Annotated in this window: 16 protein-coding genes; 9 read left to right on the top strand and 7 right to left on the bottom strand. The window is 62.5% G+C overall.

Annotated elements, in window-relative coordinates:
• The 8 genes from ACSQ89_RS40400 to ACSQ89_RS40365 all read left to right on the top strand — a co-directional run bounded on the left by ACSQ89_RS40400 (window position 1) and on the right by ACSQ89_RS40365 (window position 7,326).
• Complete coding sequence (locus ACSQ89_RS40400; protein ID WP_436297851.1) at window positions 1–1,131, top strand: Re/Si-specific NAD(P)(+) transhydrogenase subunit alpha; 1,131 nt, start codon at window positions 1–3, stop codon at window positions 1,129–1,131.
• Window positions 1,132–1,165: 34 nt separating this feature from the next.
• Window positions 1,166–1,498: an NAD(P) transhydrogenase subunit alpha gene (locus ACSQ89_RS40395; protein WP_354373910.1), complete on the top strand. Its 333-nt coding sequence runs from the start codon at window positions 1,166–1,168 to the stop codon at window positions 1,496–1,498.
• The gene (locus ACSQ89_RS40390; RefSeq protein ID WP_436297745.1) at window positions 1,495–2,922 is read left to right on the top strand and encodes an NAD(P)(+) transhydrogenase (Re/Si-specific) subunit beta; all 1,428 of its coding nucleotides are present in this window, start codon (window positions 1,495–1,497) and stop codon (window positions 2,920–2,922) included. The genes ACSQ89_RS40395 and ACSQ89_RS40390 overlap by 4 nt, the downstream gene beginning before the upstream one ends.
• 300 nt (window positions 2,923–3,222) lie before the next feature.
• Window positions 3,223–3,972 (top strand): SDR family NAD(P)-dependent oxidoreductase, encoded by a 750-nt coding sequence (locus ACSQ89_RS40385; RefSeq protein WP_436297744.1) that lies wholly within the window; start codon window positions 3,223–3,225, stop codon window positions 3,970–3,972.
• 4 nt (window positions 3,973–3,976) lie between these two features.
• Window positions 3,977–4,297: a hypothetical protein gene (locus tag ACSQ89_RS40380; protein ID WP_436297743.1), complete on the top strand. Its 321-nt coding sequence runs from the start codon at window positions 3,977–3,979 to the stop codon at window positions 4,295–4,297.
• Between the two features lie 70 nt (window positions 4,298–4,367).
• Window positions 4,368–5,069, top strand: coding sequence for an SDR family oxidoreductase (locus ACSQ89_RS40375; RefSeq protein ID WP_436297742.1), 702 nt, complete (start codon window positions 4,368–4,370; stop codon window positions 5,067–5,069).
• A 69-nt stretch (window positions 5,070–5,138) separates the two neighbouring features.
• Entirely contained in the window at window positions 5,139–6,218 is a 1,080-nt protein-coding gene (locus ACSQ89_RS40370; protein WP_436297741.1) for a phosphotransferase, read from the top strand.
• Between the two features lie 145 nt (window positions 6,219–6,363).
• Window positions 6,364–7,326, top strand: a complete 963-nt coding sequence (locus ACSQ89_RS40365) for a PLP-dependent cysteine synthase family protein (protein ID WP_436297740.1) — start codon at window positions 6,364–6,366, stop codon at window positions 7,324–7,326.
• A gap of 112 nt (window positions 7,327–7,438) precedes the next feature.
• Here the strand turns inward: ACSQ89_RS40365 and ACSQ89_RS40360 are convergent, their stop codons facing one another.
• From ACSQ89_RS40360 to ACSQ89_RS40340, 5 genes are read right to left on the bottom strand one after another with little or no spacing between them, the layout of a single operon-like run.
• The gene (locus tag ACSQ89_RS40360) at window positions 7,439–8,917 is read right to left on the bottom strand and encodes an NAD-dependent succinate-semialdehyde dehydrogenase (RefSeq protein ID WP_436297739.1); all 1,479 of its coding nucleotides are present in this window, start codon (window positions 8,915–8,917) and stop codon (window positions 7,439–7,441) included.
• A gap of 28 nt (window positions 8,918–8,945) precedes the next feature.
• A complete protein-coding gene (locus ACSQ89_RS40355) occupies window positions 8,946–9,764 on the bottom strand; it encodes an ABC transporter permease (RefSeq protein ID WP_436297738.1) in 819 nt (272 codons plus the stop codon).
• A 22-nt stretch (window positions 9,765–9,786) separates the two neighbouring features.
• The gene (locus tag ACSQ89_RS40350; protein WP_436297737.1) at window positions 9,787–11,043 is read right to left on the bottom strand and encodes an ABC transporter permease; all 1,257 of its coding nucleotides are present in this window, start codon (window positions 11,041–11,043) and stop codon (window positions 9,787–9,789) included.
• Between the two features lie 27 nt (window positions 11,044–11,070).
• Complete coding sequence (locus ACSQ89_RS40345; protein ID WP_436297736.1) at window positions 11,071–12,099, bottom strand: ABC transporter substrate-binding protein; 1,029 nt, start codon at window positions 12,097–12,099, stop codon at window positions 11,071–11,073.
• A 49-nt stretch (window positions 12,100–12,148) separates the two neighbouring features.
• Window positions 12,149–13,243 carry an ABC transporter ATP-binding protein gene (locus tag ACSQ89_RS40340; RefSeq protein ID WP_436297735.1) on the bottom strand — a complete coding sequence of 365 codons (1,095 nt, stop codon included), beginning with the start codon at window positions 13,241–13,243 and terminating at the stop codon, window positions 12,149–12,151.
• 416 nt (window positions 13,244–13,659) lie between these two features.
• Between ACSQ89_RS40340 and ACSQ89_RS40335 the strand changes: the two genes are divergently transcribed.
• Entirely contained in the window at window positions 13,660–15,138 is a 1,479-nt protein-coding gene (locus tag ACSQ89_RS40335) for a PLP-dependent aminotransferase family protein (protein ID WP_436297734.1), read from the top strand.
• A 37-nt stretch (window positions 15,139–15,175) separates the two neighbouring features.
• Here ACSQ89_RS40335 and ACSQ89_RS40330 read toward each other — a convergent pair whose 3' ends face one another.
• Together ACSQ89_RS40330 and ACSQ89_RS40325 are read right to left on the bottom strand one after the other, a co-directional pair.
• Entirely contained in the window at window positions 15,176–16,504 is a 1,329-nt protein-coding gene (locus tag ACSQ89_RS40330) for an aspartate aminotransferase family protein (RefSeq protein ID WP_436297733.1), read from the bottom strand.
• Between the two features lie 48 nt (window positions 16,505–16,552).
• Window positions 16,553–17,653, bottom strand: coding sequence for a phosphotransferase (locus ACSQ89_RS40325; RefSeq protein ID WP_436297732.1), 1,101 nt, complete (start codon window positions 17,651–17,653; stop codon window positions 16,553–16,555).
• Between the last annotated feature and the right edge of the window lie 151 nt (window positions 17,654–17,804).

Below are 17,804 nucleotides of genomic sequence, written 5' to 3'. Positions count from 1 at the left end.
TTGAAGATTGGCGTGCCTGCCGAGACAATGGCCGGCGAAACCCGCGTGGCCGTTACGCCCGAGACGGTGAAAAAACTTGTCGCCACGGGGCACGCGGTTCGCGTGCAGTCGGGGGCCGGCGTTGCAGCCAGCGTCACCGAAGCCGCCTACCAGGCGGCCGGCGCCGAAATCACCGACGTGGCGGCCGCCTTCGGGGCCGACATGGTGCTCAAGGTGCGCACGCCCAGCGATGCGGAAACCGCGCTCATGAAGCCGGGCACCGTGGTGATCGGCATGCTCAACCCGTTCGATGCCGCCGGCCTGCAGCGTCTGGCCGGTGCCGGCCTCACGGCGTTTGCGCTCGAAGCTGCGCCGCGCACCACCCGCGCCCAGAGCATGGACGTGCTCTCATCGCAGGCCAACATCGCCGGCTACAAGGCCGTGATGATCGCGGCCGACAAATACCAGCGCTTCTTCCCCATGCTGATGACCGCCGCCGGCACCGTGAAGGCGGCGCGCGTGGTCATCCTGGGCGTCGGCGTGGCGGGCCTGCAGGCCATTGCCACCGCCAAGCGCCTGGGCGCCGTGATCGAGGCCTCCGACGTGCGTCCGAGCGTCAAGGAGCAGATCGAATCGCTGGGCGGCAAGTTCATCGAGGTGTCCTACGACACCGACGAGGAGAAAGAAGCCGCGGTCGGCGTCGGCGGCTACGCCAAGCCCATGCCCCCCAGCTGGCTCGCGCGCCAGCAGGTCGAAGTGGCCAAGCGCGTGGCGCTAGCCGACATCGTCATCAGCACCGCGCTCATTCCGGGACGCGCCGCGCCCACGCTCATCACCGAGGACATGGTCAAGGCCATGAAGCCGGGCTCGGTGATCGTCGACATCGCGGCCGGCAAGGGCACGGGCGGCGTGGGCGGCAACTGCCCGCTGTCGGAAGCCGACAAGACGGTGATCAAGCACGGCGTGACCATCGTGGGCGAGACCAATCTTGCGGCGCTGGTGGCGGCCGACGCGTCGGCGCTCTATGCGCGCAACGTGCTCGACTTCCTCAAGCTCATCGTCACCAAGGAGGGCGCCCTGAAGATCGACCTCGAAGACGACATCGTCGCCGCCTGCCGCGTCGCGCACGACGGCAAGGTCACGAAGAAGTAAGCCACCCCCGGCACCCACGCGAGGAGAAGAATCCATGGATCCCGTTTCCCATACCGTCATCAACCTCATCATCTTCGTGCTGGCCATCTACGTGGGCTACCACGTGGTGTGGACCGTCACGCCCGCGCTGCACACGCCTCTCATGGCCGTGACCAACGCGATCTCTGCCATCGTGGTCGTGGGCGCCATGCTGGCAGCCGCGCTCACCGAAACCACGCTGGGCAAGACCATGGGCGTGCTCGCGGTCGCACTCGCGGCGGTGAACATTTTCGGCGGCTTCCTCGTCACGCGGCGCATGCTCGAGATGTTCAAGAAAAAGGAGAAGAAGACCGCAGCACCCAAGGCTGAATCGGGAGCCGCCCAATGAGCATGAACGTCGTCACGCTGCTCTACCTGGTTGCCAGCGTCTGCTTCATCCAGGCCCTCAAGGGCCTGAGCCATCCCACCACGTCCATCCGCGGCAACATCTTCGGCATGACCGGCATGGCCATCGCGGTGGTGACCACCGGTGCGCTGATCTACAACCTGGCCGGCGGCAACCTCGTGGGCCTGGGCTGGGTCCTGCTGGGGCTGGTGGCGGGCGGCGGCTACGGTGCCTACCGTGCCAAGACGGTCGAGATGACCAAGATGCCCGAGCTGGTGGCCTTCTTTCACAGCATGATCGGCCTGGCGGCGGTGTTCATCGCGATCGCGGCCGTGGTCGAACCCGCGGCCATGCTCGAAGGCCTTGCCAAGGGCGCACCCATTCCCACCGGCAACCGGCTCGAGCTGTTCCTGGGCGCGGCCATCGGCGCCATCACCTTCAGCGGCTCGGTCATCGCCTTCGGAAAACTCTCGGGCACCTACAAGTTCCGGCTGTTCCAGGGAGCGCCGGTGCAGTTCGCGGGCCAGCACATGCTGAACCTCGTGCTCGGCCTGGCCATGATCGGGCTCGGGCTGGTGTTCATGTTCACCGAAAGCTGGCCAGCGTTCTTCGCGATGCTGGCGCTGGCCTTCGTGATGGGCGTGCTCATCATCATCCCCATCGGCGGCGCCGACATGCCGGTGGTGGTCTCGATGCTCAACAGCTACTCGGGTTGGGCGGCCGCGGGCATCGGCTTCAGCCTGAACAACGCGATGCTGATCGTGGCCGGTTCGTTGGTGGGCTCTTCGGGCGCGATCCTGAGCTACATCATGTGCAAGGCGATGAACCGGTCGTTCTTCAACGTGATCCTGGGCGGCTTCGGCGGCGAGGCGACTGCTGCTGCGGGCGGCGCCAAGGAGCAGCGCCCCGTCAAGAGCGGCAGCGCCGACGACGCGGCCTACATGCTCTCCAATGCCGAGACCGTGATCATCGTGCCGGGCTACGGCCTGGCGGTGGCGCGGGCCCAGCATGCGGTCAACGAGCTGGCCGAGAAGCTCACCCACAAGGGGGTGACCGTGAAGTACGCGATCCATCCGGTGGCCGGCCGCATGCCGGGCCACATGAACGTGCTGCTGGCCGAGGCCGAGGTGCCCTACGACCAGGTGTTCGAGATGGAGGACATCAACGGCGAGTTCGCGCAGGCCGACGTGGCGATCATCCTGGGGGCCAACGACGTGGTGAACCCTGCTGCGCTCACCAAGGGCACGCCGATCTACGGCATGCCGATCCTGGAGGCCTACAAGGCCAAGACGGTGATCGTGAACAAGCGCTCGATGGCCGCGGGTTATGCCGGTCTGGACAACGAGCTCTTCTACATGGACAAGACCATGATGGTCTTCGGCGATGCCAAGAAGGTGGTCGAGGACATGGGCAAGGCTGTTGAGTAAAGGCTTTGCTGATGAACGCAACAACACAGAGCGATTGGCAACACGGAGGCGGTGTTCCCGCCAACTGTGGTCATGGTCAAGGATTGGCCAGCTGTGGGCCGGATCGTTCTTGCCAGCGTCTTGCTAGTGAAAAAACGCTGCGTTGCTGGACCCGCGGTGCGCGAGATGAGTGCATCGGGCTTCTGCATCGGTCAGGTCGCCTTGATTGAAGCCTCGTCCTATAGCGGCTTCAGTGCCTGACCTCGCTCTTCATCCACCCCATTCGGCGCAACCCGTGCCGGACCACCCCAACGGCCCGAAATGACTCCCTCCCTCCAAGGCAAGATCGCTGTCGTGACTGGCGCAAGCACCGGCATCGGTCTGGCCATTGCCAAACGGTTTGCAGCCGAAGGCGCACGCGTCGTTATCACCGGTCGGCGCCAGAAAGAGCTTGACGTTGCGGTCGCCGAAATCGGAGATCAAGCCTCCGGCGTCCGCGCCGACGCCTCCAGCTTGCAGGATCTCGACACCCTCTTCGCGACCGTCAAGCAACACCATGGACGCATCGACGTCTTGGTCGCCAATGCGGGAGGCGGCAGCATGGCTCCGCTTGGCGCGATCACGGAAGAGCTGTTCGACCAGACGTTCAGCACCAACGTGAAGGGGGTGCTCTTCACAGTTCAAAAGGCACTTCCCCTGTTGGCGGATGGCGCGGCAGTCATCCTGGTTGGTTCGACCAGTTCGATACATGGCGTGCCTGCATTCAGCGTCTACAGCGCTTCTAAGGCGGCAATTCGGAACTTCGCTCGCAGCTGGATTCTGGACCTCAAAGGTCGCAACATTCGCATCAATGTCCTCAGTCCCGGACCGACGAAAACGCCTGGGCTGGTAGGCCTGGTGCCAGTAGAGCAGCAGCAGGGGCTGCTTGATGGTTTTGCGGGTCAGATCCCGATGGGTCGGATCGGGGAACCCGATGAAATCGGCAAGGTCGCAGTCTTCCTGGCCTCGGACGCATCGAGCTTCGTCACCGGTATCGAGCTGTTCGTCGACGGCGGCATTGCGCAGATCTAGAGCGATGAATCTGTTCAACCTGCTGAGCGCTCAGGCTTTGGCTGCAGCTCCCATGCTTGGCCAGATTGCATTTCCGGTCGCAGCGGCCGAGCGTGTCAGCCTCGTCGACCATTTGAAGTTCACTGGCCTCAGTCCCGAGCGCGGCGGAACGATCGAGATCGGTCACTACCACTTCGACCATGTGGGCCAGGCGACCGACTCTCCCCGGGGCCAAGCTGTTGATCGGTTTCGGAGCAACCGTTGCCGCCCATCGGATCGGCCTGACCCTCGTGGCCTGGGGAGCCTTGCGCGCAGCTTCCCACCTTCCTTCGACCGCGAAATATAACGAATAGCGTATCCATGCCGCGCTCTACCGCTGCACCGCAGCCTCTTCAACTTCCTCCAAGGACCTGACCATGAAACTCGACAACGCCACCGTCCTCGTCACCGGCGCCAACCGCGGCATTGGTCTCGCTTTCGCCCGCGCCGCTCTGGCCCGCGGCGCCCGCAAGGTCTACGCGGCAGCGCGCGATCCCGCCAACGTCACGTTGGCCGGCGTCGAACCGATTCGCCTCGACGTCACCAGGCCCGATGAGATTGCCGCAGCGGCACGCCATTGCGGCGACGTCACGCTGCTGATCAACAACGCCGGTATCGCGACGCTCGGCGGCTTCCTTGCCGAGGGCAGCGTCGAGGCCGCCCGCGCCCAGTTTGAGACCAATTTTTTCGGGCCGCTGCGCATGGCGCTCGCCTTCGCGCCGGTGCTCGCAGGCCACGGCGGCGGCGCGATCCTGAACGTCCTGTCGCTCGCAAGCTGGATCACCGCACCGCGTCTCGCGACCTATGCCGCCACCAAATCGGCCGCCTGGTCATTGACCAACAGCCTGCGCCACGAACTGCGCGCCCAGGGCACCCAGGTACTGGGCATGCACATGGGGTTCGTTGACACCGACATGGCGCGCGGCAACGATCAGCCCAAGTCCAGCCCGGACGAGGTGGTGCGCCGCAGCCTCGACGCCCTCGAAGCCGGGGCCGAAGAGGTGCTGGCCGACGAGATCACCCGGCAAGTCAAGCAAGGCTTGTCGGCCGAGCCGGGCGTCTACCTTCGGACGACCTAAGGCTGAGCTGCGTTCCGGCAAGCTATGCCCGCACCTACCTGATTGAACGGTAATCCCGAGACCCTAGACATGACAGAAGCTCAAACCGGCACTAAGCCCATCCCCGAGTCTCATGCGTTCGATGTGGCCGCGCTGCGCGCCTATCTCGAGCCGCGGGTCGACGGCTTCGAGGGACCACTCACGGTCGAGCAGTTCAAGGGCGGGCAATCGAACCCAACATACAAGCTCAACACGCCGGAGCGCTCTTACGTGATGCGCTGCAAGCCCGGCCCGGCGGCGAAGCTGCTGGTCTCGGCGCATGCGATCGATCGTGAATTCACTGTGATGCGGGCGCTGCGCGCGACCGACGTGCCGGTCCCGGACATGTACCTGCTGTGCGAAGATGAATCCGTGATCGGCTGCGCCTTCTACGTGATGGAGTACATGGCCGGCCGCGTGATGTGGGACCCATCGATCCCCGATGCCGACGGCACGCGGCGGAGTCGAATCTACGACGAGATGAACCGCGTGATCGCCGCGCTGCACAACGTAGACGTCAAGGCAGCGGGTCTCGAGAACTACGGCAAGCCGGGCAACTATTTCGAGCGCCAGATCGGCCGCTGGACGAAGCAGTACGAGGCTTCGATCACGCAGCCGATCCCCGAGATGGATCGGTTGATGGACTGGCTCCCTGCGCACATACCGGCCAGCGCGCGCGACGAGAGCCAGGTGTCGATCGTGCACGGCGACTACCGGCTCGACAATCTGATGTTCCACGCCACCGAGCCACGTGCGATCGCCGTGCTCGACTGGGAGCTCTCGACCATCGGACATCCGCTGGCCGACTTGAGCTACCACTGCATGTCGTGGCACATCCAGCCGGGCCAGTTCCTCGGCATTCGCGGGCTCGACCTCGCCGCCCTCGGCATCCCCGACGAGAAGACCTATGTGCGCCGCTACTGCGAGCGGACAGGCCGCGCCGACCCCGACGCGGTGATGGCCGATTGGAACTTCTACCTCGCCTACAACATGTTCCGGCTCGCCGGCATCCTGCAAGGAATTGCCAAACGTGTGGAGACGGGGACAGCGTCGAGCGCGCAGGCAAAGCAAGCGAGCGCCGGTGCGCGGCCGCTTGCGCAGATGGGTTGGGCACTTGCGCAATGCGCTTGAACGAGTGCGCGCCTGCTCCAGCGATTCCCTCAGCCAGTGCAGACGGTTTCTCATCATCAACGAGAGCTTGCAAAAGGTGTTGGGTCCTCTTGCCGCGACCACGTTCAGGCAGCGGTAACGCTTACCCTTCTCGATGCAACAATGAATGCCTATGAGCCAGCCTCCTCCCCTTCCATCGGAATCAGCTTTGGGTGCAATTGGAAATACACCCGTCGTAAAACTTCGCCGGGTGGTACCGGAGGGCAGCGCATCTGTATACGTGAAGTTGGAGTACTTCAATCCAACAGGTTCATACAAGGATCGCATGGCGAAGACAATGATCGAGCAAGCAGAGGCCCGAGGGACTCTCAAGCCTGGCATGACTGTCGTCGAAGCAAGCGGGGGAAGCACCGGTTCGTCTCTTGCGTTTGTCTGTGCCGTCAAGGGCTATCGATTTCGCATCGTTTCATCCAACGCATTTGCCCAAGAGAAACTGAAAACGATGGCTGCGTTCGGCGCAGAGGTTGAGCTGATTCACAGTCCGTCCGGGAAGATTTCGGCAATCTTGATTCCTTCAATGATTCAGCGAGCTAAAGCGATCGCCGACGAGGGAAATTGCTATCTGACGGACCAGTTCAACAACCGTGATGCTCTCCTCGGGTACGAGCAAATCGGGGTCGAACTCGCCGAGCAGTTTCCCAACGGCATTTCGGCCTTCTGCGGAGCAGTAGGAGTGGCGGGCATGGTGATGGGGGTGTCGAGAGCCCTCAAAGCGGCTGCCCAAGGTACGCGAATTGTCGTCCTCGAGCCCGCTACTTCGCCCCTTATATCTCGCGGCCACGCCGGCGAACACCATGTCGAGGGGATTGGCATCGGCTTCGTTCCACCGCTGCTGGATCGAGAGCTCTACAACGAAGTACGGGCAATCTCCGAAGACGAGGCGCGTCTGATGTGCCAGCGCCTGGCGAGCGAAGAAGGATTGCTTGCCGGAACATCGACCGGCCTGAACGTGATCGCGGCAATACAACTCGCTCGTGAACTTGGACCCGGTGCAACAGTCGTCACGGTCGCATCGGATACTGGCCTGAAATACATGAACGGCAACCTCTTCTCCGCGCCTTCTGCATAGGTGAGGGCTTGACGAGCGTCATGCTGATCGTACGGGCGTCCCGGTGTCGGTTAGAAGCCAAGACATTGCATATACGTCGCTGCGAACAACCAGCATGACCGCCCTACTCGCCCTACTTCAGGATGTCGCCCAGGCAGAGGTACTTGATCTCGACATAGTCGTCCATGCCGTGGTGCGAGCCTTCGCGCCCGAGGCCCGACTGCTTGACGCCGCCGAAGGGCACATGCTCGGTGGCGATCACGCCGGCGTTGATGCCGACCATGCCGTACTCCAGCGCCTCGGCCACGCGGAAAATGCGGCCGACATCGCGGCTGTAGAAGTAGCTGGCCAGGCCGAACTCGGTGTTGTTGGCCGCATCGATGGCTTCCTGCTCGGTCTTGAAGCGGAACACCGGGGCAAACGGGCCGAAGGTTTCTTCGCGCGCGCACAGCATGTCGGCAGTCGCTTCGGCGATTACCGTCGGCTCGAAAAACTGGCCCTTGATCTTGTGCCCGCCGGCCACCACCTTGCCGCCTTTGGCCACCGCATCGTCGACGTGGCGCTGCACCTTGTCGATGGCGGCGTCCTCGATCAGCGGGCCCTGCATCACGCCGTCGTCGAAGCCGTTGCCGACTTTGAGCGCCTTGACCTTGGCGGCGAACTTCGCGACGAAGGCGTCGTAGACGCCGTCCTGCACGTAGAGGCGGTTGGCGCACACGCAGGTCTGGCCGGCATTGCGGTACTTGCTGGCCATTGCGCCTTCCACGGCGGAATCGATGTCGGCATCGTCGAACACGATGAAGGGCGCATTGCCGCCGAGTTCGAGCGAGAGCTTCTTGATGGTGGGAGCGCACTGGCGCATCAGGATGCGGCCCACCTCGGTGGAGCCGGTGAAGCTGAGGTGCCGCACCAAGTCGCTTTCACAGATTTCCTTTCCGATCTCGATGCTGTTGTCGCTGTCGGCCGTGAGGATGTTGAGCACGCCGGAAGGGATGCCGGCGCGCACCGCGAGTTCGGCCACGGCCAGCGCGGTGAGCGGCGTGAGTTCGGCCGGCTTGATGACGACGGTGCAGCCGGCGGCCAGCGCGGGCGCCACCTTGCGTGTGATCATCGCCAGCGGAAAGTTCCACGGCGTGATGGCCGCGCACACGCCGATGGCCTGCTTCATGACCAGCAGCCGGCGGTTGTTGTCGAACTGGGGCAGGGTCTCGCCGTTCACGCGCTTGGCTTCTTCGGCAAACCATTCGATGAAGCTCGCGCCGTAGGCCACCTCGCCCTTGGCTTCGGCAAAGGGCTTGCCCTGCTCCGCGGTCATCAGGCGGCCCAGATCTTCGGTGTTGGCGATCAGCAGGTCGAACCACTTGCGCAAGACGATGCTGCGCTCCTTGCCGGTCTTGCCGCGCCAGGCCGCGAGCGCCTTGTTGGCGGCGGCAATCGCCAAGGCCGCGTCCGCGCGCGTGAGGTTGGCGACGTCGGCCAGCTTCTGGCCGGTGGCCGGGTCGTTCACATCGAATCGGCTCGCGCCCTTGATCCATTCGCCGGCGATCAGCGCTTCGGTCTTGAGCAGGGTCGGGTCGCTCAGCAGAGCGAGTGGGGAGACTTTTGTGTCCATGGTGGTGATGCGCATCGCGTGCGAAAGGTTAGCGCCGCCGGCCGCGCAGCCATTCGAGCGCCAGCAGCAGCGTGGTGGTGAAAATGATCAGCAGCGTCGCCACCGCGGCAATGGTGGGGGAGATGTTCTCGCGAATGCCGGTGAACATCTGGCGCGGCAAGGTCATCTGGTCGGGCCCCGCGAGGAACAGCGTGACCACCACTTCGTCGAACGACGTGGCAAATGCAAACAGCGCACCCGAGATCACGCCCGGCGCAATGACCGGCAGCGTGATGCGCATGAAGGTTCTGAACGGTGTCTCGCCCAGGCTCAGCGATGCGCGCACCAGGTTGTGGTTGAAGCCGGCCAGGGTGGCGAGCACGGTGGTCAGCACAAAAGGTGCCCCCAGCGCCGCATGCACCACGATCAGGCCGAAGTAGGTGTCGGCCAGCCCGACGGGCGCGAAGTAGAGGTACGTGGCAACACCTACCACCACGATGGGCACCACCATCGGCGAAATCAACACGCTCATGAGCAAGCCCTTGAACGCGAAGTTCGTGCGCGACAGGCCCACCGCGGCCAGCGTGCCCAGCACGGTGGCCAGCACCGTGGCGGCCGGCGCGACGATGAAGCTGTTGCGCGCCGCGCGCGCCCACTCGGGCGACTCGAACAGGTGGCGATACCACTTGAGCGACCAGCCCGGGATCGGGTAGGCCAGAAACGAACTGTCGGAAAACGACAGTGGAATCACCACGAGGATGGGTGCCAGCAAGAAGGCCAGCACCGCGACACAGCCGGCGCGCACCAGCCACCAGCCGAGCTTGTCGGCCAAGGTGGCATAGGCAGGGAATTGGGGAAGCTTCAGCATGCTTTTCTTTCTTCCTTGCCGCTCAGCCGAGGCTCAGCTCGGCCTTGCCGATGCGGCGGTACACGGCATACAACACCAGCGTGGCGACGAGCAGCACCGCGCCCAGCGCACAGGCCATGCCCCAGTTGATTTCCACATTGGTGTAGCGCGCGATGTAGTAGCTCAGCATCTGGTCGTCCGCGCCGCCGAGCAGCGCGGGCGTCACGTAATAGCCGATGGCCAGGATGAACACCAGCAGCGCACCGGCACCGATGCCGGGATAGGTCTGCGGCACGTACACCCGGAAGAAGGCCGCCAGCGGCGAGCTGCCCAGCGAGACTGCGGCGCGCAGGTAGGTGGGCGGCACGCTCTTCATGACGCTGTACAGCGGCAGGATCATGAATGGCAGCAGGATGTGGACCATCGAGATGATCACGCCGGTGCGGTTGAACAGCAGCGCCAGCGGGTGATCGATCAGCCCGATGCCCATGAGGCCGCGGTTGACCAGGCCTTCGGACTGCAGCAACACGATCCACGCCGCCACGCGCACCAGGATGGAAGTCCAGAACGGCACCAGCACCAGGATCATCAGCACGTTGGCCTTGCGCACCGGCAGCGTCGACAGCCACCAGGCCAGCGGATAGGCCAGCAACAGGCAGAAGAAGGTGACCACGGCGCTGATGTTGAAGGTGCGCAGCAGGATGCCGGCAAAGGCGCGCTGGTCGGCGGGCATGCGCTCCACCTCGCCCGCCACGTCGCGCCGCAGGTCGACCGAGGCGAGCAGGTAGTCGGGCGTCCAGCGCGAACCGTTCTTGGCGATGGCCTGCCAGAACGGCGCCTCGCCCCAGCGCGGATCGAGCTCCAGCAGGCGCGTCTTGATTTCTTCCGGCGTGCCGGCAATCGGCAGTGCCCTGAAGGCGCCCATCACGAGCGAGCGGGCGCCCGCGATCTCGGTGTTGAGGCGGCGCGCCAGGGCGCCCGCATCGGAGCTGTCGGGCAGTTGGCCAAGGTCGGCCGCGATGGCGGCATAGGCCGCGGGCGCGGGCGCCTCCTTGCGGTTCCAGCCATCGAGCGCGCGCACGGTGCGCGGCAGCGCGTTGGCCACCTCGGGATTCTCGACCGCGCGCTGCAGCAGCGCCACGATGGGCACCAGCAGCGTCAGCAGCAGGAAGAGCAGCAGCGGCAGCGTGAGCGCAAAGGCGCGCCATTTGCGGCGCGACTCGGCGCGTGCCAGCGCACGCCGCAGCGAAACGGGGGGCGCCTCCGCCGGAACCAGGGGAACAGTTGTTGCCGCGTGCATGGCCTCTTTCGTTCGTTCGCGCGCCGGTTACTGCGTGGCCCAGGATGCGAAGCGCTTCTCGAGCGCCTCACCCTGGTCCGCCCAGAAGCCGACGTTGAACTGCAGCGCATCCTTGGCGTTGGCCGCGGAGGTCGGCAGGTCGGCCAGCACCTTGGGGCTGAGCGCAGCCAGGGCCTTGGTGTTGGTGGGGCCGTAGGCGATGTTCTGGGCGTAGATCGTCTGGTTGGCCGGCTGCATCGCAAACTGGATGTACTTCAGCGAAGCCTCCTTGTTCGGCGCGCCCTTCGGAATCACCAGATACTCCACGTCATAGATACCGCCCGGCCAGTAGATCTTGAGGTCGCGGCCCTCGCGGTTGGCAGCATCGATGCGGCCGTTGAACACGGTGGTGAGCACCACGTCGCCGGCCACCAGGAACTGCGGCGGCTGCGCGCCGGCTTCCCACCACTGGATGTTCGGCTTCAGCTCGCTGAGCTTCTTGAACGCGCGGTCCGCGCCGTCCTTGGTGGCCAGCACCTTGTACACGTCGGCCGGCTTCACGCCGTCGGCCATGAGCGCGAACTCGAGGTTGTAGCGCGCGCCCTTGCGCATGCCGCGCTTGCCCGGGATCTTCTTCACGTCCCAGAAGTCGGCCCAGCTGGTGGGCGCGGTCTTGAGCTTTTCGCCGTTGTAGGCCATCACGGTCGACCACACGAACAGGCCCACGCCGCAGTCGGTGACCGCGGCCGGCAGGAAGTCGGCCTTGTTGCCGATCTTCGAATAGTCGAGCTTCTCGAACAGGCCTTCGTCGCAGCCGCGCGCGGCGTCCGGCGATTCGACCTCGACCACGTCCCAGGTGACCTTCTTGGTCTCGACCATGGCCTTGATCTTGGCCTGCTCACCGTTGTACTCGACCGGAATGATCTTGGTGCCGGTCTTCTCGTAGGGCTCGTAGTAGGCCTTCTTCTGCGCGTTGGCGTTGGCGCCACCGAAGTTGACCACGGTGAGCTGCTGCTGCGCGAAGGCAGGCAGTGCGAAGCTGGCCGCGACGGTGCAGGCAAGGAGAGTCTTTTTCATGGCGGATATCTTCCTGGGTGATGAACGGAAACGAGAAACGGGACTGGGTTCAGAGGGCATACATGCGCGCATGCGCAACGGGAAATTCGAGCGCCACCGATTCGCCGGCCTGCGGCGTGGCAATGCCGCCCACGCCGGTCAGCGGCAGCTTCACGGTGGCCTCGGCCTGGCCGCCGCCCACGCTGCACAGCAGCCGCAGGTGGTCGCCGAAGTAGATGACGCGCGCCACCACAGCGGCGAGCATGTTGGCGCCCTGCGCATCGGGCTGGCGGTGCAGCACCACGCGCTCTGGGCGGATGCAGGCCTCGACGGCAGAGCCCGCGGCCGCGCCGCTGACGTTGAGCCCGTGCAGCACGCGGCCGTCGGGCAGCGTCATTTCGGCCTGCTCGCCGCCCCGGCTCAGCTGCCCCTTGAGCACGGTGTTGTCGCCGACGAAACCGGCCACGAAACGGTTGGACGGCGTCTCGTAGAGCCGGCCGACGGTGTCCAGCTGCTGGATCACGCCTTCGTTGAACACCGCCACGCGGTCGCTCATGGTGAGCGCCTCGCCCTGGTCATGCGTCACGTAGACGAAAGTCACGCCGAGCTGGCGATGCAGGTCCTTGAGCTCGATCTGCATGTGCTCGCGCAGTTGCTTGTCGAGCGCGCCGAGCGGCTCGTCCATCAGCACCAGCTGCGGCTCGAACACCAGGGCGCGCGCCAGCGCCACGCGCTGCTGCTGGCCGCCGGAGAGCTGGCCCGGCAGCCGGTCGTTCATGCCGCGCAGCTGCACCATCTCGAGCGCGCGCTGCACGCGGCGCTGCTGCTCGTCCTTCGGCACCTTGCGCACCGTGAGCGGGTAGGCCACGTTCTGGCCCACGCTGAGATGCGGGAACAAGGCGTAGTTCTGGAACACCATGCCGAAGTGCCGCTTGTGCGGCGGCGTGCCGGTGATCTGCTGGCCGTCGAGCAGGATGTCGCCGGAGGTCGGCGACTCGAAGCCGGCCAGCATCATCAGCGTGGTGGTCTTGCCCGAACCCGAAGGCCCGAGCAGGCTCAGGAACTCGCCCCGGTGGATGTCCAGGTCGAGCTGGCGCACCACCAGGTGCTCACCGTCGTAGGTTTTCTGGACGCGCTGGAAGCGCACCAAGGGTTCTGCTGTCATGGAAGCGTCCGACATTTGTTTGGGAAATTCACCAGGGGTGTGAGCGGTCGAGGTAAAGACGAAGGGCCATCAGAGCTTCTGCTCCAGTCCGGACCAGTTCGCACAAGTTCCCAATGAACCGTGCGATCGTTTTGGCAATCTGTCCCAAGAATTGGAGATTGACGGCTTCGTCGTGGCCGTGCGCATGAGCGATTCGGGGCCATACGCGACGGCAGGAATACCGGCATACATGCCAAAGAAGCGCGCATCACTCGTGGCGGCGGTGACGTGTTCTTGAAGCTCCTCATTGAAGACCTTTTGTAGCTAACGGTAGTGCTCGGCAAGCCGATCAAGTACATGTTGGTAGGTGCGTTGACTTTAGCCATAGCTGGACTTAGGCTGTATAGCCATAGATAAAAAACTTGTAAGTCCATTTCATGCAACCAGTCTTGCTCACTGACCTGCTTAGCCAGCATTTGGATCGTTCCTCAGCTCGATCCCTACAGAGGCAAATCTATGAAGTTGTACGTCGAGCGGTGCTGGATCACACGTTGTGCACGGGTCAAAAGCTGCCCTCCTCCAGGGCACTTGCAGTGGACTTAGGGATTTCCCGACTTACGGTCTCATTGGCATACGACCGATTGATCGCAGAGAACTATTTGGTGGCGTCCACCGGCAGCGGAACCTTCGTCGCGGAGACCAGTAGCCAGCCGCTCGGAGCAGCACCCGAAACGGCGCACGCCAAATTCTCGATGCGACTGTCTCGCAGGGGCACACAACTCGATTTCCTACCCGGCGGTCTCATCCAGTCATCTGGCGCTTTTGTGCCTGGCGTAGCGGATGCCGAGAGCTTTCCATATCACGTGTGGCGTCGCCTCGTAGCACGCCATATCAGCAAGGGCGATCTGAAGCTGGCTGGTTACGCGTCTGAGGGCGGACTGAGCTCGTTGCGCGAGGCGGTGGCGAGCTACCTGAAGATCTCGCGTTCCGTTAACTGCGATGCGTCCCAGATCATCATCACGGCGGGAACTCATCAATCGGTCGATCTGTGCGCACGACTTTTAGCCGACGCGGGGGACGCGGCACTGGTCGAGAACCCATGCCATTGGGCGTTCCCCACCGTGCTCACCGCGTCGGGCCTACAGTTGGTCGCGGGAACGGTGGATGAGCAGGGCTTGGCGCTCGATGAGAGCCAGCTTCCAGCGAACACGAAAATGGTGGTGGTAAGTCCATCCCATCACTACCCGACCGGTGTTGTGATGCCGCTGTCAAGGAGATTGGATCTGCTGCAAGGCGCGCGGACAAACAACTTGTGGGTGCTTGAGGATGACTATGACAGTGAGTTTCGCTATGACAGCAGTCCGCTGCCATCGCTTCAGGGTCTGGATACCGAGGGTCGCGTGATCTACATTGGCACTTTCAGCAAGTCGATGTTTGCTGGAATCCGACTTGGATACCTTGTCGTCCCAAAGCATCTAAGCGAAGCCTTTGCTAAGGGGGCTGCGAAACTGTTCAGAACAGGCGGCCTCCACATCCAGGCTGCCTTGGCAGACTACATCCACGAAGGCCACTTTTCGCAGCACATCCGAAAGATGCGCGCGGAGTACGCATCTCGTCAGGATCTGCTACGCAGCACTTTGGGTCGTAATTTGCCAGGTATGGTTGACCTGTCAGAAGCGCGCGCAGGCCTTCACTTGTTCGCCCGGTTCACAAGTCAAATCCGCGACCAGAAATTGATCGACGAGACACGCAAGGAAGGCCTTCTTCTGGGATCGCCCTGCTTTATCCGCAGTATTCCGAAATTTGAGAATCGGACTTTTGTGTTGGGCTTTGGGGGCGTGCCCCTCGACAAGATAGAGCCAGCCGTCGAGCGACTTGCTCGAGCGGTGGAGCGCAGTTTGACGACACACAGTTAGTGTTTCGTCAGGCAGTGACTACCCCCTGGCCGTTTGCTCAGAGGTCAGCCAACGCTTGGTCGGCTACGTGTAGTAGCTGATTGGCATGTTCTTCTTTGAACGGCAGTAGAGGACGAATCTTCAACACGTTGCCACGGGTACCAGTCGAGCTGATGAGTACACCGCGGCGACGCATGCCATTCACCACGCGATGAGTCAGCTCCCTTGCCGGCGTTTTTGCATTTCGATCGGTCACCAACTCGACGCCGATAAACAAACCATCGCCCCGGACATCGCCGATGTGCCCATGCTTCAGGGCAAGCTTCTCGAATCCAGACCGAATCATTTTTCCCACCGAGTGCGAATTGGCTTGCAAGCCGTCCCGCTTGATGACCGCCAGCGTCGCCGCAGCGGCGGCGATTGAAACGGGATTGCCACCGAAAGTATTGAAGTAGCGGCCATCGTTGCCGAAGGGCTTCAGCACTTCGGGGCGAGCTACAAGACCGGCAACAGGATGTCCGTTACCCATGGGCTTGCCCATTGTGACGATGTCTGGAACCACGCCATGGCGCTGAAAACCCCAAAGATTCGAGCCCGTGCGTGCGAATCCAGACTGCACTTCATCGGCGATGTAGATGCCACCCGCCTCGCGGATCGCTTTCGCCGCCTCCTGCAAGAAGCCTGGCGGATGCGTGAAGACGCCATCGCTCGTGAAGATCGAATCGACGATCAGCGCACTCGGCTTGATCCCATAGCGCCGAAGGTCAGCGATCGCCGCTCTTACTCCATCAGCGAAACGCAGACCGATATCCTGACCAGCATAAAGATAGGTGTCCGGAGGGTCGATCGCTCGAACGTGATGTCCCAGTGGCACGTTTTGCCCCAGCGATGGGGAGATCTCAGCGATGGACGCCGTTACACCGTGGTAGGCCAGTTTCGTCACGATCACCCCAGTGCCGCCAGTGAACTTGCTGGCGACGCGCAGGGCCAAGTCATTCGCCTCACTGCCGGTACAAGTAAACATCGCATGCCCGATCTCATCAGGAAAAGTACCGAGCAGCTCATCTGCGAATTGCAAGACAGATTCATGAAGGTATCGAGTGTGCGTGTTTAGCACCGTGGCCTGCCTGTAGATCGCCTCAACGACTTCCGGCCGGCAATGACCAACGGAAGCAACATTGTTGTATGCATCAAGGTAAGCGCGGCCTTCCCTGTCGTACAGGAAAACGCCTTCTCCTCGGACAATATGCAGCGGTTCTTCATAGAAGAGCCTATATGCTGGACCGAGCACTTCCTCTCGCTTCCTGATGAGAGCAACTTCATCCTGCGAAAGCGAGCTGAGTGCGCTGGAATCGAACGAGTTGAGCATGTGAGCGTCTTTGGCCATAACTATTCCTTAACAAGCTGTTGAAAACTGATTTGAATCGCACGCCTGTTAGAGCACGCTTTCGATGAGGAAATTTCGCTGCCTGGAGAGTGGCTGTTCAGCGAGCCTCCGAAGTCCGTCCCATGAGCGAGGGTTGTTGCGAAGGATGTATTCGCTATTTGCGGGATGCTCTTTGGCTCGCCACTCCGTAATAAGAACAGTCGTAAGTAACCTCGCGGCGACCAGGTCCGGAATTGCGGACAGCTCATCGCGGGACAGAGGATTGAGCGCGTGATAGCCAACGATGCAGTCCAGCGCTGTGTCAAGCGGATTCGCACTTTCCGACAACTGGTATGCACAAGCAACCGCCAGGTCCTGTGCCAACGGGGCCTGGACCATGTCCCCAAAGTCAAGCAGTCCCGTTACGTCCGCAGGGTCTACGCTGGAAACCATCACGTTGTAGCCGTTTAGGTCGTTGTGAATGACCTGACGCCGCCCAGTGCGTATGGGAGTCAAAGTGTTGGTCATCAGAATGCGATCCAGCGTCGTCCGCGCCAAATCTTGCCGTTGCTCGTCATCGACGAATGCCAGCAGGTCTCTGAGCTCACCCACGTGTTGCAAATCCCACAGCAGCTTGTGGTGCATTTGAGGATGAGTGAAGTCTGCGATAGCGACGTCAAATTTTGCTAGCGCTGCTCCCACGGCCGCTCTTTGCTTCCTTGACGTAGTCGTCTTAAAGAGCGGTACACCGTCGACAAAGCTGATGAGCCTGACCGCTTGCGTTTCGCCTGTTTGCGGCACGGGCCTCCGATGAATGTACTCTCCCGAAATCGCGGGATAAATCTTTGGAACCGGCACTTCAGGAATTTGTCGCAACACATGCAGTTGCGCTTTCGTCTGAAAGTCGGTCACGCCAGGTTCTTCCGAGGGATGTGTGACCTTTAGAACATACTTATTGCCATTCGAGGCTTGCACTAAGAAGTTCTGATCGCGTTCTCCGGTTAGAAGTGTTGCCGCTCCGTCTACGCCAAACGCTGTGCGGGTCAAATGGCTGGCTTCGTCAGTACTGAGGTGCGGACTGGCCTTGGCAAACAATTCATTTTCCCGAGTGCCTGCGCCGAAATGAGGAGTGGAAGGTTGAGTTTTCTGAACGATTGGCTGAGTGCCCATGTATCACCTTGCGTTGGACTTCAGGTCGACTCTACCGTCCGGTGGCGATATCACGAATAGCCATTTTTGAGTTTTTTCTATGGCCAATATGTGCGATCGAGATCGCCGGTATTGGCACGGGCCGGGTATCGCACACTCGCGCAGCAGATGC

Source organism: Variovorax sp. LjRoot175 (assembly GCF_964253805.1).
In the GTDB taxonomy this organism is placed as follows: Bacteria; Pseudomonadota; Gammaproteobacteria; order Burkholderiales; family Burkholderiaceae_C; genus Variovorax.
Note: the sequence above shows the minus strand (reverse complement) of the source record. Positions and strands in the feature narration are given on the sequence as shown.

What these genes read in the sequence shown, in the direction of transcription:
- ACSQ89_RS40390 (WP_436297745.1), top strand. Translation starts at nt 1,495, where the DNA reads ATGAGCATGAACGTCGTCACGCTGCTCTACCTGGTTGCCAGCGTCTGC.
- ACSQ89_RS40355 (WP_436297738.1), bottom strand. Translation starts at nt 9,764, where the DNA reads ATGCTGAAGCTTCCCCAATTCCCTGCCTATGCCACCTTGGCCGACAAG.
- ACSQ89_RS40375 (WP_436297742.1), top strand. Translation starts at nt 4,368, where the DNA reads ATGAAACTCGACAACGCCACCGTCCTCGTCACCGGCGCCAACCGCGGC.
- ACSQ89_RS40365 (WP_436297740.1), top strand. Translation starts at nt 6,364, where the DNA reads ATGCCTATGAGCCAGCCTCCTCCCCTTCCATCGGAATCAGCTTTGGGT.
- ACSQ89_RS40345 (WP_436297736.1), bottom strand. Translation starts at nt 12,099, where the DNA reads ATGAAAAAGACTCTCCTTGCCTGCACCGTCGCGGCCAGCTTCGCACTG.
- ACSQ89_RS40385 (WP_436297744.1), top strand. Translation starts at nt 3,223, where the DNA reads ATGACTCCCTCCCTCCAAGGCAAGATCGCTGTCGTGACTGGCGCAAGC.
- ACSQ89_RS40325 (WP_436297732.1), bottom strand. Translation starts at nt 17,653, where the DNA reads ATGGGCACTCAGCCAATCGTTCAGAAAACTCAACCTTCCACTCCTCAT.
- ACSQ89_RS40340 (WP_436297735.1), bottom strand. Translation starts at nt 13,243, where the DNA reads ATGACAGCAGAACCCTTGGTGCGCTTCCAGCGCGTCCAGAAAACCTAC.
- ACSQ89_RS40350 (WP_436297737.1), bottom strand. Translation starts at nt 11,043, where the DNA reads ATGCACGCGGCAACAACTGTTCCCCTGGTTCCGGCGGAGGCGCCCCCC.
- ACSQ89_RS40330 (WP_436297733.1), bottom strand. Translation starts at nt 16,504, where the DNA reads ATGGCCAAAGACGCTCACATGCTCAACTCGTTCGATTCCAGCGCACTC.
- ACSQ89_RS40335 (WP_436297734.1), top strand. Translation starts at nt 13,660, where the DNA reads ATGCAACCAGTCTTGCTCACTGACCTGCTTAGCCAGCATTTGGATCGT.
- ACSQ89_RS40370 (WP_436297741.1), top strand. Translation starts at nt 5,139, where the DNA reads ATGACAGAAGCTCAAACCGGCACTAAGCCCATCCCCGAGTCTCATGCG.
- ACSQ89_RS40395 (WP_354373910.1), top strand. Translation starts at nt 1,166, where the DNA reads ATGGATCCCGTTTCCCATACCGTCATCAACCTCATCATCTTCGTGCTG.
- ACSQ89_RS40380 (WP_436297743.1), top strand. Translation starts at nt 3,977, where the DNA reads ATGAATCTGTTCAACCTGCTGAGCGCTCAGGCTTTGGCTGCAGCTCCC.
- ACSQ89_RS40360 (WP_436297739.1), bottom strand. Translation starts at nt 8,917, where the DNA reads ATGGACACAAAAGTCTCCCCACTCGCTCTGCTGAGCGACCCGACCCTG.